The sequence below is a fragment of the Hyphomicrobium sp. genome (assembly GCF_003987855.1).
Classification (GTDB): domain Bacteria; phylum Pseudomonadota; class Alphaproteobacteria; order Rhizobiales; family Hyphomicrobiaceae; genus Hyphomicrobium_B.
This window is the reverse complement of sequence record NZ_RXIZ01000015.1, coordinates 596705-613332: the sequence shown is the minus strand read 5'-3', so window position 1 is coordinate 613332 and position 16628 is coordinate 596705. Positions and strand designations below refer to the sequence as shown.

The 16628-nt window shown below is 57.5% G+C and carries 15 protein-coding genes and 1 pseudogene; 10 read left to right on the top strand and 6 right to left on the bottom strand.

Annotation, left to right across the window (positions count from 1 at the left end):
- From EKK30_RS15880 to EKK30_RS15860, 5 genes and pseudogenes are all read left to right on the top strand, one after another.
- Positions 1-480 (top strand): annotated as a pseudogene (locus EKK30_RS15880) (hypothetical protein); the annotation flags it as partial.
- A gap of 467 nt (positions 481-947) precedes the next feature.
- The gene (locus tag EKK30_RS15875) at positions 948-2627 is read left to right on the top strand and encodes a methyl-accepting chemotaxis protein (RefSeq protein ID WP_290986521.1); all 1680 of its coding nucleotides are present in this window, start codon (positions 948-950) and stop codon (positions 2625-2627) included.
- 36 nt (positions 2628-2663) lie between these two features.
- Positions 2664-3119, top strand: a complete 456-nt coding sequence (locus tag EKK30_RS15870) for a chemotaxis protein CheW (protein ID WP_290986520.1) — start codon at positions 2664-2666, stop codon at positions 3117-3119.
- Positions 3120-3252: 133 nt separating this feature from the next.
- Complete coding sequence (locus tag EKK30_RS15865; RefSeq protein WP_290986519.1) at positions 3253-6120, top strand: ATP-binding protein; 2868 nt, start codon at positions 3253-3255, stop codon at positions 6118-6120.
- Between the two features lie 115 nt (positions 6121-6235).
- Positions 6236-7318, top strand: coding sequence for an HD domain-containing phosphohydrolase (locus EKK30_RS15860; RefSeq protein WP_290986517.1), 1083 nt, complete (start codon positions 6236-6238; stop codon positions 7316-7318).
- Positions 7319-7329: 11 nt separating this feature from the next.
- Here EKK30_RS15860 and EKK30_RS15855 read toward each other — a convergent pair whose 3' ends face one another.
- The gene (locus tag EKK30_RS15855; protein WP_290986516.1) at positions 7330-7881 is read right to left on the bottom strand and encodes a hypothetical protein; all 552 of its coding nucleotides are present in this window, start codon (positions 7879-7881) and stop codon (positions 7330-7332) included.
- Positions 7882-7997: 116 nt separating this feature from the next.
- Positions 7998-8198, bottom strand: coding sequence for a hypothetical protein (locus EKK30_RS15850; protein WP_290986514.1), 201 nt, complete (start codon positions 8196-8198; stop codon positions 7998-8000).
- A gap of 370 nt (positions 8199-8568) precedes the next feature.
- Between EKK30_RS15850 and EKK30_RS15845 the strand changes: the two genes are divergently transcribed.
- The 3 genes from EKK30_RS15845 (at position 8569) to EKK30_RS15835 (ending at position 10214) form a co-directional block, all read left to right on the top strand.
- Entirely contained in the window at positions 8569-9111 is a 543-nt protein-coding gene (locus tag EKK30_RS15845) for a sigma-70 family RNA polymerase sigma factor (RefSeq protein WP_290986513.1), read from the top strand.
- Entirely contained in the window at positions 9108-9746 is a 639-nt protein-coding gene (locus tag EKK30_RS15840) for a ChrR family anti-sigma-E factor (protein ID WP_290986512.1), read from the top strand. Before EKK30_RS15845 ends, EKK30_RS15840 begins: the two co-directional genes overlap by 4 nt.
- A gap of 162 nt (positions 9747-9908) precedes the next feature.
- The gene (locus EKK30_RS15835; protein ID WP_290986511.1) at positions 9909-10214 is read left to right on the top strand and encodes a hypothetical protein; all 306 of its coding nucleotides are present in this window, start codon (positions 9909-9911) and stop codon (positions 10212-10214) included.
- 72 nt (positions 10215-10286) lie between these two features.
- Here EKK30_RS15835 and EKK30_RS15830 read toward each other — a convergent pair whose 3' ends face one another.
- The 3 genes from EKK30_RS15830 to EKK30_RS15820 all read right to left on the bottom strand — a co-directional run bounded on the left by EKK30_RS15830 (position 10287) and on the right by EKK30_RS15820 (position 13527).
- Positions 10287-10706: a universal stress protein gene (locus EKK30_RS15830; protein WP_290986510.1), complete on the bottom strand. Its 420-nt coding sequence runs from the start codon at positions 10704-10706 to the stop codon at positions 10287-10289.
- Between the two features lie 128 nt (positions 10707-10834).
- Positions 10835-12754, bottom strand: a complete 1920-nt coding sequence (locus EKK30_RS15825; protein WP_290986509.1) for a PAS domain-containing hybrid sensor histidine kinase/response regulator — start codon at positions 12752-12754, stop codon at positions 10835-10837.
- Between the two features lie 272 nt (positions 12755-13026).
- Positions 13027-13527 (bottom strand): Crp/Fnr family transcriptional regulator, encoded by a 501-nt coding sequence (locus EKK30_RS15820; RefSeq protein ID WP_290986508.1) that lies wholly within the window; start codon positions 13525-13527, stop codon positions 13027-13029.
- Positions 13528-13712: 185 nt separating this feature from the next.
- Between EKK30_RS15820 and EKK30_RS15815 the strand changes: the two genes are divergently transcribed.
- On the top strand, positions 13713-14594 hold the full coding sequence (locus EKK30_RS15815) for an alpha/beta hydrolase (protein WP_290986507.1): 882 nt from the start codon (positions 13713-13715) through the stop codon (positions 14592-14594).
- 196 nt (positions 14595-14790) lie between these two features.
- On the top strand, positions 14791-15720 hold the full coding sequence (locus EKK30_RS15810; protein ID WP_290986506.1) for a CysB family HTH-type transcriptional regulator: 930 nt from the start codon (positions 14791-14793) through the stop codon (positions 15718-15720).
- 79 nt (positions 15721-15799) lie between these two features.
- Here EKK30_RS15810 and EKK30_RS15805 read toward each other — a convergent pair whose 3' ends face one another.
- The gene (locus tag EKK30_RS15805; RefSeq protein WP_366927352.1) at positions 15800-16606 is read right to left on the bottom strand and encodes an ATP-binding cassette domain-containing protein; all 807 of its coding nucleotides are present in this window, start codon (positions 16604-16606) and stop codon (positions 15800-15802) included.
- Positions 16607-16628 lie beyond the last annotated feature (22 nt).

Genomic DNA, 16628 nt, shown 5'->3' with positions numbered 1-16628 from the left:
GAGGCCGGCGGTGCCTACGAGATTTGGTCAGGCCGCAATCCGGTCGCTTCCGGATCAAGCGCGTTCGACCTTCTCGGCGGCGTTCGCTACTGGCATCAGGACTCGGACGTCTCTGCCACCACCGTCACCTCGGTGAACACATCCGGACTTGAATTCCAAAACGGCCGGTGGTTTGCAAAGTCAGGATCGGTCGATTGGGCCGACCCATTCGTGGGCTTCCGCGTGCGCAATCACATAGCGCCTGGAGAAGATCTCGTTCTTCGCGCCGACTTCGGGGGATTTGGAGTCGGAAGCGATTTCTCCTGGCAAGTTCTCGCCACCTACAATTGGCACATCTGCATGCTCTACGGACATGCGCTGGACGGCTACGTGGGGTACCGAGCGCTGTCGGTCGATTACTCGCAAGGCTCCGGCACCTCGAAGTACGAATACGACGTGCTGCAGCAAGGTCCAGTGGTTGGTTCGACGCTGCACTTCTGAAGAACGCGGAGACTCGCGGCGTCTATGCGCGTGCGGCACCAGGCCGAGATGACCTGATGCCGCTTTTCTCTGGGTGTTTGCCTCGGTCGCTCCAAGGCGTGTGCTCGCGACGGGGGTGGCGCGAGCTTACCCAGAGATCCTCCGGCGAGGGAAACCGGAGGCCGACTCGCAACCTCATCGCAATAGGATGTGAAGCATTGATTGCAATCAATTTGACCGCGGCGATCTGCAAATCAAACCATACAAATCAGTGACGATGCGGATCTATAATGGCCGCTAGTCCGATTCCTTTTTGCAACGTCCGGGAAATATTACATGTGGAATGTATCTGGATCAGGTTCACATATTGCCCGCCACGCGCGACGCGACATAGAGAAATCTTGACGTGACTTTGGAATTCGGAGGATTCGCTGCGCGATTAGTCTTCAGTTCGCGACGTTGCTCACTGAGCGCCACAAGGATTGAAGATGAAGAACGACGCCCAACAACAACAGAATATTCAAGACCGGCTTGCATTCATTGAACTCGACGATGACGCGTGCGCAAGCATTCGAAGCATCAAGGCCATTTTGGACCGTGAACTTCCGGTCGCGCTCGATCTGTTTTACAAAACGATCCAGAAGACCCCCGAGACGCGGAAGTTCTTCAATTCCCAGAAGCACATGGATTCTGCGAAAGGCTCCCAGGTCGATCATTGGAAATCGATCAGCGCCGGAAACTTCGACCAGCGTTACGTCGCCAACGTCCGCAAGGTGGGGCAAACGCATGCGCGCATAGGGCTTGAGCCTCGGTGGTACATCGGCGGTTACGCGATCGTCGTCGAGCATCTGATCAATAGTATCGTTACCGAGATGTGGCCGAAGAACTCGATGTTGGGGCGCCCGAAAATCGGGCCCGGGCAGGTCTCAGCGAGCCTAAGTGCACTCATCAAAGCGATGATGCTCGACATGGATCTTTCCATTTCGATGTATGTCGAAGCTGCTGAAGAGGCGCGCCGAAAGCTGGAGCGTGAAGCGGCACAAGAAGCGGAGCGCGTCCGGGCGGAAGAAGCGAAGCGCGAAGCCTTGCGCCAAAGCGAAGAAGAGGCGGCCAACCGTGAACGCACAGCCGTTCTGACCGCAATGGGCGCGGCTATCGCCAGGGTCGCCAACAAAGATTTAACCTCGAGAATAAACGAGGATTTGCCGCCGGCTTATCGCGAGCTACAGACGGAATTCAACGCCGCGATAGAGCAAGTCGAGACAGCCATGCAGCAAGTGGTCGCCGGCACTGGAGGAATGGTGTCTGGCACGCAGGAAATCTCCTCCGCGGCTGACGATCTGTCGAGACGGACGGAGCAGCAGGCTGCAAGTCTTGAAGAAACCGCGGCCTCCCTCGAGGAGATCACAACGACGGTAAAAAAGACCGCGCAAGAGTCGGCACATGCTCGCGATACGGTTAGCAGCGCCAAGAGCGCAGCCGAAACAAGTCGCGACGTCGTACGCCAGGCTGTCGATGCGATGGCCGAGATCGAGAACTCGTCCAAGGAAATCGCGAAAATCATCGGCGTTATCGACGAAATCGCATTCCAGACCAACCTTTTGGCGCTCAATGCGGGTGTCGAAGCCGCGCGCGCAGGAGATGCGGGACGAGGATTTGCGGTTGTCGCCTCTGAGGTTCGCGCCCTCGCGCAACGATCCGCTGAGGCCGCTAAGCAAATCAAGACGCTCATTTCCCGTTCGAGCGAGCAGGTCGAGCATGGCGTTCACTTCGTATCCGATAGCGGTCGGACATTGGAGCAGATCATTTCACATGTGATGAGCATCAACGAAATGATCCTGTCGATTGCCCACGCCGCCGAGGAGCAGGCCACGGGCCTGGCTCAAGTCAATGTCGCCATCGCGGAGCTTGACCAGACGACACAGCAGAACGCCGCGATGGTCGAAGAGACGACTGCGGCCTGCCATACGCTTGGTCAACAAACTGACGAGTTGCAGAGGATTGTGAATAGCTTCGCCCTGACGCAGCACGGCACTTCGGCGCTGCGACATACCGCTGATCACATGAGCCGAAAGATCGCGCCAAAGCCCCTGCGGGCGAGCAAGCCAGCGCAACCAAAGTTGAAAGCTGCATCGGGCGGCGAAAAGGCGGATTGGGAAGAGTTTTAAGACGCGCCTTCCGAACAACAAACAAGGATAAATGACATGCAACTCGCCGAAAGAGCGAACGGAAGTTCCGCTGAAGTCTTAGCCATCAAGCTGCGCGATCAAACGTTTGGTATCGACGTCATGTCGGTTCGGGAAATCCGGGGGTGGACCAGTCCCACCCCCCTTCCCCACGCGCCGAACTTCGTTTCAGGAATTATAAACCTTAGAGGTGTGGTCCTGCCGATCATCGATCTGGCAGCGCGCCTCGGATTTCCGTCAACCGAACCAACTTTGCGACATGCCATCGTGGTCGTTGAGGTGCTCGATCAGGTGGTCGGCATTTTGGTGGACGGTGTTTCCGATATCCTTTCGATATCTCCTTCCGACACGCAAGCGACTCCGGAAGTGGCATCCGCGAGTTCAAAAGCCTTCATTCGCGCTGTCGTACCAAGCGACAGCTCGATGATTGAGCTGTTGGCCCTGGATGCCGTCGTGCCGGCCCACTCGTCATAAAGTACGAGAGCCATTCTGATTTACGCCAGAAGTACAAGGTCCGATTAAGCTTTGTAGCGACGTTCAGTATACCGAATTATCCGGTGCTTAATCGAATTCAACTACGGTGCATAGCGGGAGGTTAATACTCGCTATGCCGCACCGTCAGGCGCAGAAGTTCCTTCAGAACTCTGTCGAAATTCCAATATTCGTAAGTCTTGCCGCGGCGGTTATCGTCGTGGTGGGGACCTTTTTTGCTGGCTTGTCCTACTCGCGCCAGCATTCCCGGACGGAAGATGCGGAAGCAATTTCCGGCGTATTTCGACTGTTGGGTGATTCACGAGCCCGAGAGCTCAAGATGGAAACGGTGTGGAGCGACGCATATGTCAACTCCCGTTCTCTGAACCTCGATTGGATGAATTCCTTTTACGGTGCCTACCTCAGCAATCTGTTGGACTATGACGAAATCTACGTTCTGGACGATGGCAACAAGCCGGTCTTTGCGTTTCAAGATGGTCAACGTTCGGAGCCTAGCTCGTTCGACGCGAAGTGGCGCCCGATAGACGATTTGGTCGCAACTCTCAGGTCCCGGAACAGTCGCGTTGCTCACGACAGCCACCCAGCGACCACGGCATTCGACCTGGGCAAAGGCCAGATCGCAGAGCACCGCATCGTCTCAGACGTGAGGCGAATAGGAAATCGGCCGGCACTTGTGATCGTGGAAACAATCGTGCCCGACGCAGCCCAGCCAGGCCAGATTGCAGCTCGGCCGTTCCTTCTCGTTGCCGTGGACTACCTCCTGTCCGATGAGGTGAGCGAACTCGGCCGTCGCTTCGGATTCCAAGATCTTCACTGGACCGAGGTCAATAAATCCGGCCGTGACGAACTCGTTGTTCGCGCCGCCAATGGCACGCCGGTCGGCACGCTGGTTTGGTCAAAAGCGGATGCCAGCGGCAAATTCGCCGCGCAGGTTTCGATTGCCGTTGCGGTGGCTCTGGCTCTATTCGCCGGCATCGCATTCCTTGCTGTCCGCCGAGGACGACAAGGCGCGGCAATTCTGAAACGCAGCCTCAACGCGTTGTCGTCGCTCAACGAGACGCTGGAACGCAGGGTCGCAGAGCGCACGAAGGAACTCGAGGTGACACTCGCCAATATCGATCAGGGCGTCATCATGGTGCAAGCCAACAACGAGTTAGCGGTGGTCAACGCGCGGGCCGAAGAAATCCTGGAGGTTGCCTCCAAGCGAGAAGTTGCCATCTTCCTGAAAAACCTTCGGACCGGCGCTGAGCTGCCGGAATCATTAGATACCAGCGATGACGCTCAGAAAAGCTTCCCTGAAAATTGCCAGTTGCGGCGACCGAGCGGACGGATTGTCGAATGGCGCTGTCATAAGCTCGCCAGCGGGGGCAGCGTCATCACGCTCGGCGACATCACGACCCAAGTGGGCCGTCAGACGCAGCTCGAGGAAGCCATTAACGCCGCGAACGTGGCAATCACCACGAAGTCGCGCTTTCTTTCGACAATGAGCCACGAGATGCGGACGCCCTTGAACGGGGTCATCGGGGCTCTCGAAATCCTCCGCAGAACGAGCCTTAGCCTGGAACAAGCGGAAGCGGTCGAGATCGCCACGGAATCGAGCGAAGCATTGCTCGTCCACATCAACGACGTTCTCGACTTCTCCAAGATGGAGGCTGGCCGGCTGAGGCTGTCTTCTGAGGCTTTCGATCTCGGTAAGCTCGTCGGCAGCGTCTTGGATATCGTCACCCCTCAAGCGGAGGCGCGAGATAACCATCTCGGATCAGAGATGGTCGGCGAACTTCCAAAGTTCGTTCGCGGAGACGCGGTGCGCGTCCGCCAGGTCCTTCTCAATCTCGTTTCGAACGCCAACAAGTTCACACGCCAGGGCTCGGTCAAGATCCGGGTGCTACGAGCAGGTGGAAGCGAAGAGTCGCCCACCATGGAAGTTCAGGTCGTCGACAGCGGCATCGGCATTTCGGAAGAACGGTTGAAAGACCTGTTCCAAGAATTCTCGATGCTTGACTCCACCTACACGCGCAACAGCGGAGGGACAGGGCTCGGGCTCGCGATCTCCAAGCGGCTCATAGAGGCTATGGGTGGCACGATCGGCGTATTCAGCAAGGAAGGCGAAGGCAGCACATTCTGGTTCAAGCTGACTTTGCCTCGCGCGAACGAAGGCGAGGTCAAGAAAACATCCACGGGGCGGCGCATGTCGGGTCCCGTGGAAAAGCGGCTCATCCTGCTCGTCGATGACAACGTGACCAATCGCATCGTCGGCAAGCGGCTCTTGGAAGCTGCGGGTCATCGCGTCCATACGGCGAACAATGGGCGCGAAGCTGTCGAAGCTGCCAGCGCAACCTTATACGACATCATCTTCATGGACATATCGATGCCGGAGCTCGACGGCCTGGAAGCTACGCGTCAGATACGGACGTTGGCTCCTCCCTACAGCGACGTCCCTATCGTGGCGCTGACCGCCAACGCAATCGCTGGCGATCGCGAAAAATTCTTGGCTGCGGGCATGAACGATTACCTGACGAAGCCATTGCGCGTCGGCGGCATAGAGGATGTGCTCAAGTCACTGCCGGCCAAGGCGCAGGCTGAGGGACTCACAGCCAAGAGCGAGCCCCGCGACGACCAAGGCGACTTGCTCGATCTCGCATCGCTTTCCGATCTTTTGCTCGCGACCACGCCAGACACAGTCCGGATGATCGTATGCGAATTCGTCGAGGAAATGCATGATCGGCTCGCCGAATTGACGGTTGCGCGCGCAAATGCCGATGCGCGGGAGCTATCGCGCCTTAGTCATGCGATCGCTGGCGCGAGTGCCAGCGCCGGCGCGCGTCAACTGCGGGAACTGGCGAGAAGTATCGAGCGCCTGTGCGCCGAGGAAAACATGTCGGATGCTTTAAGCGGCAGCTTGGCATTCGAAGACATGCTGCTCCGGACGGAAAAGGCTTTCGCCGATTATCTTGATGGCGTCGCCAGAGAGAAAGCCGCCTAAGTTGACAGCGCAGCGTGACGCAAATCAAAAAGAAACGGATAAGCCTTTGAATACCGATTTGCCCCCTCAAACCAAAAGACGAGCGCCGACGACGGCGGCAGCCGAAGGACCGGTCATGAAGGTTCTGATCGTGGACGACAGCTCCACCAACGTCGCCATGATGAACGCGCTTGTGCGGGTCGCCGGTGCGGAACCGTTTTCATTCAACGATCCGGTCAAGGCGCTCGTCGAGGGCGGGAACATCCAACCCGATCTCGCGATCGTCGATTACATGATGCCGGGCATGAACGGCATCGAACTCACAGCAGCCCTCAGAATGGAGGCATGGGGTCGAGATATTCCCATCGTCATGATCACGGCGAATGAGGAATCGGTGGTCAGACACAGAGCGCTAGAAGCGGGCTCGACCGACTTCTTACGTCGCCCCATCGATCCAATAGAAGTCAAGGCGCGCCTAAAGAACCTTTTGAAATTGCGAGAAGCTCAGAAGAAAATTTCCGACAAGGCGAGTTGGCTGGCTGACGAGATCGAAAAGGCCACACGCGTCATCAGCGATCGTGAAGCAGAAATCATCCTTCGGCTGGCTCGCGCTGCGGAGTATCGCGACGGCGATACGGGCTCGCATATCCTGCGGATGGCCCTTTATTCATCGGTCGTCGCGCATGGGCTCAATCTCGACAATGCTCTTTGCGATTTAATTTATCGCGCAGCACCTTTGCACGATGTGGGGAAGATCGGCATCAGCGATCTGGTACTGCTAAAGCCAGGACCGCTTGATCCTGAGGAGCGGATAGAGATCGAGAAACACACCCTCATCGGAGAAGCCATCCTCTCGGGAAGCACTTGCGGGCTCATCGAGATGGCAAGTGAGATAGCCGCTGCTCATCACGAGCGATGGGACGGCACCGGTTATCCGCGCAAGCTTAAGGGAGAAGACATTCCGCTCACTGCGCGGATCGTTGCGGTCGCCGACGTCTTCGATGCGCTCACATCGAAGAGGCCCTACAAGCGCGCATGGTCCTTGGAAGAAGCGCGGGACGCGATTATCGCGGGCAGCGGTTCGCAGTTCGATCCGGCGTGCGTCGACGCTTTTCTGCAGAACTGGGATGTTATCGTTGGGGTCTTCTTGGCCAACAATACGGATGGGGATACGCCCGCCGGCGACGAACTAAATTCTCTTCAGCAGGCGACGAATTGAAAGAGAACGATCTAACTGACCATCCAATCGATCTGGGAGAGCGTGCGGCAGCTAGGGCAAATCTCATAGACTACGTCCAATATGCCGCCATCTTTCACCACGCCTTTGACATGGCTTTCTTCATTTTCATCTAGGTCTTCCCAGCCCGCTCCCCAGAATACCTGATTGCAGATGCTGCATCGGGGGATCGCCTGCACGAAGCTATCAGCGGCTCTGAATTGCAGTCGGGATGTGAGCGCTCTGTCCTCTATTAGACTATGCGTCAGCAGCAAGCCGTCGCCGGAAATCAAGCTTGCTTCCATGACCCAGCGACGACGCCGGCCAGGCGCGTCGCAACGGTATGGCAATTTAATTCGCTTTCCTCGTCGAGCGCCGTCCAACATGGACTTCACATAGGTCGCTGTCGCGAGGCCGCTAACGTGCCACAGAAGATTCGTACCAACGGCGCGCCTAGCTTCGAGATCTTCTGCGCATCCATACGAACCGGGAAAATGGACACCGACTATGTTGTTATCATAATCTAATCGATAGGCGATGCCGGGAGCCTCGGCCTGTTTCAGCATGTCGCAATCTGCATTTTCTGGATATCAACGGAGCGAGACGGAGCTCAACTCAGCTCCGCCTCGTGCGTTCCTTTACAATATTCTTAGCTCAATCTGCGTCAACGTGGTCGCAGAACTCAAATCTTGTTCTCGCTGGACGCGCCGCAACGCCAACGGGCGATTTGCCAGCCCGGATGCTCCTTGGCCCAGAAGCCGAACTGAAGAGGCGCTTGCATCAGGCATGCCATCGAGCTGCTATCGTCCCCGCTGTCGATCTTGAATTCCCGGCATACGCTCGGATCGCGGAGAAGGCAGGCGGACAAGTAAATCGCGAACATCTTCTGCTCCGTTTTTTCCCATCAATACGGAGCGGCCAGCTTGCAGGATCACCTACGCGGGACTTTCATTTCCTTGGAAGCAGGAGAGAAAAAATGCGGGACCGTGGCAAGACAAGCCCCGCAAGTTGACAGTGACACACCTGCCCGATTTCTCGAGCCAGCGTGACCCCAAATACGAGCGGAGGTGATTGGCGGATCACGACTTGTCAGCCATCGCGCGCGAGCGCCGGCTAATCGATTATCCACTTTCGCAAGGTCTGGTGCCTGCCTCTAGTCGCCCGAGGCGGCGCGATTTACATTACAAGGCGCTAGAAAGCTGTTAAGTGCTGCGCAAAGCCCGCCTCGGGTGCCGCCCAAGATTTGAAAGACGATGTCAGATCGCGAGAAGCTGGAACGGATCGCTGCCAATAATGATCCACAAGCGTATCGCGCGCTTTTCGAAAAATTTGGTCCGATCGTAAAAGCGTTCATGATGCGGCAAGGCACAGACGCCGCAACCGCGGAAGAGCTTGCCCAAGAAACCATGCTGAACGTATGGCGGAAAGCCTCGCTATATTCCCTGGACAAGGGTTCGGTCACCACCTGGATTTTTGCGATCGCACGTAATCTAAGGATCGACCAGCTACGTAAGGAAAAGACATGGGTCGAGTTGCCCGATACTTACGTGGAGCAGGCAAGCTCAGAGATCGCCGCTGATGAGGCAATCTCGAGCGAGCAGGAACGCCAGAAAATAAAGCAAGCCCTAGATGGGTTGCCAAAGGAGCAGCGCGAGGTGGTGGTTCTGTCCTTTATCGAGGGCCTGCCCCATCGAGCTATTGCCGAGCGGTTGCAGCTTCCGGTAGGCACGATCAAATCGCGGATTCGCTTGGCCTATTTGAAACTTCGCACTGCCGTCGGGGATCCGGACGAATGACTATCAAATTCCATCCGGCACCGGAGAACTTGCTGAGCTGCGCTGCGGGCAGCATGCCGGAAGCGCTCGCGGCTGTGATGGCCAGTCACATGGCGATGTGCCCGCGCTGCCGTCATGAGTTGGCGGTTTTCGATAAGGTCGGCGCGACGCTGCTGGAAGAAATGCCTCCCGAGACGGTGGGGACCGCTCCGGCGCTGCCAGGAAGCGCTCCCGTGGCCGCAACAGGCGGCGCCCAGCATGTGGAGCACGGCGACGTCCCTGAGCCGTTGAGAGCGGCCGTCGGTCCGCGCCTTGATCGCATAAAATGGCGGCGCCTGGCACCGGGCGTGTGGTTTCATACCGTATCGTTATCGGAACACTCCAAAGCATCGCTGCGGTTCATCAGGGTCGCGCCCGGGCTCCAGCTTCCAGATCACGGCCATAGCGGCTCCGAGTTGACGCTCGTGCTTCAGGGGGCTTTCAATGACGCGTTCGGATCCTATGGGGTCGGCGACGTCCTGGAGATGGATGAAGGCATCGAGCACTCGCCTGTCGCCGCGCCAGGCGGCGATTGCATTTGCCTGATCGCTTCCGAGGGTCCGGCCCGTTACAATGGTTTTCTGGCGCGTCTTGTACAAAAGCTCACGGGAATCTAAAGCGACGCCCCCCGGCCAATGCGTTGGCCGTGATCCAATCCCAGCTATCCCTCGTAGGTTGGCTAGGTCGATGGACGTGGGGCAGCCATGCTTAAAGCAATACGATTTGCGTTTTTTGCTATGGTTTTGAGCTGTTTGCCTGCGAGCGCGCAGGCCCCTCTCATGAGTGCGCGCGATGCGGGAGCCCGGTACGCTCAGGCGCAGGGGGCTGCTGAGACGTGTCCTGGTTTTCGCGTCGGTAAAGCAGCTGAGGGGTTGAAGGCGAATTATCAAGGCGACGATCTTAAGGCGTTCAATGATCAGAGCGCTAAGATCTATGAGGCTTGGCAGAAAGTGAAAAACTGCTCACGCCCTCTCGACCCGAACCCGTGCCGCATCATGATCCAGATGAGCTGCCAATCGGCGGCTGCAGAGATCGGCCCCGGCGGCACTGCGGTTCCGGATCTCATTGAATTGAATGCTCAGTAAAGCACGTTTGCGCCGCGGGTCTCGGCGCCCCTTATCGAGCGCCAAGTTGTCCCTGCAGCATTCCGCGTTCGGCTACCTAGCAATCGTTACGGGGCAGTGCGCGCGGGCGACAACGTCACTCGACACCGAACCCAACATGAAGCGGGTTATGGCGCCCTTGCCGCCGGTGCCAACGACGATGTGATCGATGCCATTGTCTTCAGCGTAAACGACAATCGAGCGAGCCGCATCGCGCCCCTTGACCGTAATTGTCTTGGCTCCCGAAACGCCTGCTTTCTTCGCTACCGCGGCGGCATCGCTCAGCACGCGATTGGCATCGGCATCTTCCCAGGAGTAGATCTTGATGCCGCCTCTTCCCTCGCCGCCGACGGGCAGGTTGACGGCGAGGATCGTCAGCTCCGAGCCAGTCGCCTTGGCGAGTTCAGCGGCTTGAGCAACTGCACTTTTTGAATGCTCGGTATCGTCGACCGCGCACAACACCTTATGCGTCATTTGCTTTCTCCTTAGACTTTAACGAGGAGTTCGATGACTGCAGGATGGCGCTTAAAGCCGTTGATCGACTTGATTGTAGTCAAAACTTCGCCAGGCCCCGCCCGCGGCCGCGACGAGATGGCGATGCCCTATCCCACGGATACCGGGCTCGCGGTTTCGGACTTTAGGACTTGCGCCGTGCCCTGAGGCGTCGCCCGGCCAACCTCAATCTGCGCAAGCGTTCGGGCAATGTCGCGAAGCCTGACGGGCTTCGCCAAGTAGCCATTCATCCCGCGGGCGAGGAAACGCTCTCTGTCGCCGACGACGGCGTGAGCCGTCAACGCGACGATCGGAGTGTCCGCGTTGTAGCGCGATAGCGATCGGATCATGCGGGTCGCTTCAAGCCCATCCATATCGGGCATCGATATATCCATGAAGATCGCGTCGTACTTGCTCCGGTCGGCCAAATCGACTGCCTCCTTGCCGCTCGATGCCAACACCACCGAATGGCCGGCCGAGAGAAGAAGCTGGCTCGTTACGAACCGGTTCGTGCGGTTGTCGTCGACGAGCAGAATGGCGAACCTGCCAACCGGCTCAGCGGAAGTCGTCTCGACTTCGCTGGTCTCGTGGTCCTCGCCATTCGCGCACGGCAGAGACAAGCGAAACCAGAACCGACTGCCGACTCCAGCTTGGCTGCTGACCCCGATCTCGCCGCCCATCATCTCAATCAGCCGTTTGGAAATCGCGAGGCCGAGCCCCGTTCCGCCGGTGCGCCGCGTGTACGAGGAGTCGACCATCGAGAACTCGCGGAACAGGTCGTTCAGGCGTTCCTCGGGAATTCCTATCCCAGTGTCGCGCACTGCAAATTCGAGCAAGGGACGTGCGTCATCGCCGCCGATCCGTGCGACGGACACGCTGATTTCGCCTTTACGGGTGAATTTCGCAGCGTTCGAGACGAGGTTGAGCAGTACCTGCTTCAGTCTTATCGCATCACCAGACAAGCGCTTGGGTAAGCCCTCGTCGAGAATCAATCGAATTGTGTTTCCAGCCTTTTGCGTTTGCGGCTCGACAATGTGGCTTACGGAATTCAGAAGCGCGACCAAATCGAACGCTTGCGGATCTAGATCAAGCTTGTCAGCCTCGAGCTTCGAGAAATCCAAGACGTCGTTGATATGTACCAGGAGCGCTTCACTCGACTCCTTCGCACGCTCGACGAGGTCCTTCTGCCTTTCCGTCAATCCCTCTTGATCGAGCAGTTGGAGCGCGCCGAGCACGCCATTCAACGGTGTGCGCATCTCGTGGCTCATGGTGGAAAGAAAGCCCGACTTGGCGCGGCTGGCCGCTTCGGCAATCTCAATGGCGCGGCGAAGCTCGGTTTGCGCTTTCCCGAGTTCTTCCTCACGCAGCTTTGTTGGCGTGATGTCGGAGCGAACGCTGAAATATCCCGTCAACTTTCCTTCAGCGTTCTTCTCGGCAACGTTGGTCGCTTGCACCCAGTATAGCGAGCCGTCCTTTTTCCGATTACAAACTTCGCCTTGCCAGACGCCATCGCGCTTCAAGGTTTCAATCATGTTGGCCCAGAACGCTTTGGGATGCGTGCCGGAATTCACGATGCCATGGGTCCGCCCAATGATTTCCTCGCGGGAATACCCGCTCATTCGAATGAATTGGTCATTCGTATAGATGATGCGGCCGCGGGTATCCGTTTTCGTATACGAGCAATGCTGATCCAAGACTCTCTTCTGTAGCTCCGCGTCCGCCAGGGCCGCGGTAAGCTCTTTTTCTCGCGCTCGACTCGTCTCCAAGGCACTCGATAGTGCAGCTTCCGCAGCTGCCGTCCGCAAGATGAAGGGTTTCAGCAAGATGAAATAGGATAGAGGCGCCGCAATCGCCGTCAGCGAACCGGCGTCAATGGCGGCCTCGATCAACGGATAATTCGAAAAATCGACGTTAGCCAAAAGGACCATGATTAGCCCTTCTGTCACGAAGATGATCGCGGCCATGCCGAGGATCAGTCGCGTCGCTGCCCGGAGGTCATGATGTGAGCCCAAGGTGGCTTTGTATGACATCGTCGTAGAGCGTTTCCGAACTGATAATCTCCGCGCGCGGCTTAGCAAGCACCAAGCAGCCGAAGCCAGGCCCTGATGCAGGCTCATCAAGCCGGCAAATCGCTACGCATACTGAAGATCAATGCTTACCACATCATTGCCCCGTCGCTGTTTGAACAGCGAAAACTGCAGTAAGTCTGAGTTTCCTCAGCGTTTCAGACTTTCGCAATATTCGTAAACGACCCCTCACCTGCAGGTGGCTTTGGCCGCCGAGGCCATTTGCTTCAAAGGGTTCAGACCCAGGCGCGATCCGCAGTCCCTTCCCCGCTTTCGGGCAGAAATTCTGTTCGCTGATTGAAAAGCATTTCGTTTGCCTGCCGAAGCCGTCTGCAGACCTCGCGGCCCATGTTCATCTGGATGAGCGCAAACTGCTTCAGGTCATGCGCATAGAGGCGATAGAGATTTGAGGCTGTAATTTCGATGGCAGCACTTGCCTCTAACGCATATACGGACGCGCTGCGCGAACAGTGATCAATGACCGCCATCTCGCCGAAGCAGTCGCCAGCCTTCAACGTACCCAGCACATAGTCCCGCCCATTGTGTTGCTTGGCCACCGCGACGGTCCCGCTTTCGAGAACGAACATCGACTCGCCGTTCTGGTGCTCGCGAAAGAAATAGTCGTCTTCGTCCACCCGAACAATTTGGCAGCACCCCAATAGAAATTCCAAAACGTCACTTCGGACACCGCCAAAAATCGCCATCTGCTGAAGGAGCTCAATCCGTCGCGCGTCCATGGGCGAACACCTACGCTAAATCGTTGTGCAGCGCGTACGCGCTCCGCTCATATGGCCTGGGAAGATAGCTCGTGAGCAGAGACTTTCGCGTGAAATCAAACTAGCATTGCCCGACATCACAAGCGAGCCTGTAACCATTGCGGTTAGCTACCGGAAACTGCAGCAAGATCACCGAGGAGCTGTCTTTGTTTGAAGGATTTAGCTCGGATCTGATCGATGTCGGTGGCGGTATGCAAATTTTTTCGCGGGTGAAAGGGTCCGGGCCGCCGCTTCTTTTGCTACATGGCTATCCGCAAACGCACGTCTGCTGGCACAAGATAGCCGAACCTCTGGCAGAACATTTCACCGTCGTCGTCACCGATCTCAGAGGCTATGGCGCATCGAGCAAGCCTGCCGATGGGCCAGCCCATGTCACCTATTCAAAGAGGTCCATGGCCGATGATCAGGTTCGGGCGATGGCCTCGCTTGGCTTCGAACGATTTTATCTTGCTGGACACGACAGAGGGGGCCGGGTCGCTCACCGCCTTGCCCTTGATCATTCCGACCGGGTTCTTCGGCTCGCGGTCCTCGATATCGCGCCTACGGCAACCATGTACGCGAACACGAACCGCGCCTTTGCCGAAGCCTACTATCATTGGTTCTTTCTCATTCAGCCCTTTGATATGCCTGAACGCCTCATTGGCGCGGAGGCCGAATATTATTTGCGCAGAACCTTGAGCAGCTGGTGCAAGCGCGAGGGCGCGATCAGCGAGGAGGCGATGGGTGCTTACATTTCCGCATTCACCAGGCCGGGTGCCATCCACGCGGCCTGCGAGGATTATCGCGCGGCGGCCACTATCGATCTTGAGCACGATCGCTCCGACGACCTAGCATCGCGCCGAATTTCATCGCCTATGCTCGTGTTGTGGGGTGGTCGCGGAACGGTTGGGCGCCAGTTCGACGTGGTTGCGTGCTGGCGCGAGAAATCTACAGCGCTTGTCCACGGCGAAGCATTCGATTGCGGACACTTCCTACCGGAAGAGGCGCCGGAAGAGACGCTAGCGGCCTTTATGAAGTTCTTCGGTTGAAAGCGAGAGGCATCGATGCCGGCTTACGATAGGCGCTTCAGATCGCTCAACTTGTACCGAAGCTAATGCGTGGGGCACGTTCGTAATCAGCATTTGTTATAAGCAAAGCAAAATATATTCATTCCGGCCTCTGCAAAGACGGATAATCTGCAAACATCCCGGACTGTCCGCCGAGAAGCTGAGGGCCTACACAGGCATGAACTTTCAACAGCTGCGCATTATTCGCGAGACCGTGCGGCACCGCTTCAATCTAACCGAAGCAGCTAACGTGCTTTTCACGTCTCAATCAGGCGTCAGCAAGCATATCCGGGACCTGGAAGAAGAACTCGGGGTCGAGATTTTTGTGCGGCACGGCAAGCGTCTTCTTGGCCTGACGGAGCCCGGGAAAGAAGTGTTCAAGATCGTCGAGAGAATGCTCGTCGATGCCGATAACCTCTCGCGAGTTGTCGCGGACTTTGCCGAAGGCGAGGACGGCGTTCTGAGAGTCGCGACCACTCACACGCAGGCGCGCTACACGCTGCCGCCGGTGATCGCGAGGTTCAAAACAGCCTTTCCCAAGGTGAGACTCAATCTTCAGCAGGCGAGCCCCAAGGATTTACCCGGCATACTGCTGGAGGGCGACGCGGACATCGCAATCGCAACCGATACTCTGGAAGATCATACCGGTATCCTCGCATTTCCCTACCACACATGGGACCATGCCATTGTCGTTCCGCGCGGCCACGCATTGACCAAAGAAAAGCCTTTGACGCTCGCCGCTATCGCCGAGTGGCCGCTCATTACTTACGATGATGGGTTGACCGGTCGTCGCCGCATCGATGAGGCCTTCGAGGCGGCGGGTTTGACACCCGACATTTCCATTACTGCTCTCGATGCGGACGTCATCAAGGCATACGCGGAACTGGAAATGGGCGTCGGCATCATTGCCTCAGTTGCATATGATCGCGAATATGACCGCAAGCTCGTCAAGCTCAGCGCAGACGACCTGTTCAGGCCGAGCACCTCGAGCATCGCGATCCGGCGTGGGCGTCTGCTCCGGAGATACGCTTACCGCTTCATCGAGCACTGCAATCCGTCGGTCACTGAAGACGTTATTCGAGCTTCGGACAATAGCGTCGCAGAATAGCCGAGAACTTCACATGCTGAAGCGTACGCTCGTGCCTCTCCAACGGCGCTTTGATGAGGCCGGCACCTTCACCGGATCGCTAGACTCCCTGAAGAATTCGATCCTGTAGCGCCGATAATTGCACGTCGCTCCTGCGGCGCGGCCTTTCCACGGTGATGTCCACGTCGAAGGTCACCCTCCCCTCGTTCATCACCACAACCCTATCGGCAAGCGCGACAGCTTCAGCGACATCGTGAGTGATCAGCACGGTCGTAAATCCGTCGCGGAACCATAGTTTCTCCAGTAGCCCGTGCATTTCTGATCGCGTGAGCGCATCGAGAGCACCGAAGGGTTCGTCAAGAAGCAGGACGCCCGGTTCTCCGACGAGCACACGCGCCAGCGCGACGCGCTGGCGTTGTCCACCAGATAGAACAGCGGGCCAGTCGTTGGAGCGATCGGCAAGACCAACGTCGCGGAGTGCTTCCAATGCCTTGTCGCGCCAGCCGGGGGTGCGGGCGATGCCAACGTTGCTCAACACTGTTTGCCAAGGCAGAAGACGAGCGTCCTGGAAGAGCAGCTTGACTGTGCGCTGAACCCCTTCGACTGCGGCACCTCCAATGGACACTCGACCCTTTGTCGGACGGTCGAGTCCAACGATCAGGCGCATCAACGTAGACTTTCCGACGCCAGAGCGACCGACGATCGCAAGAAACTGTCCTGCCGGCACTTCGAGATTCAAACCTCGCAGGACCTGCCTTGTGCCAAAGGAAAGATGCAGATCCTCAAGTACGAGCCTTTCGCCTTTTCGCCGGCGCTCGTCCAAGTGCGAGCGCGTCGATCCCGCTTCAAGACGGTCGACGGGCTGTGAGACAAACGCGCCGTGGACACTCTGAACTCGTTGCAACATGATGTCTGCTCCGCAGCCCGCT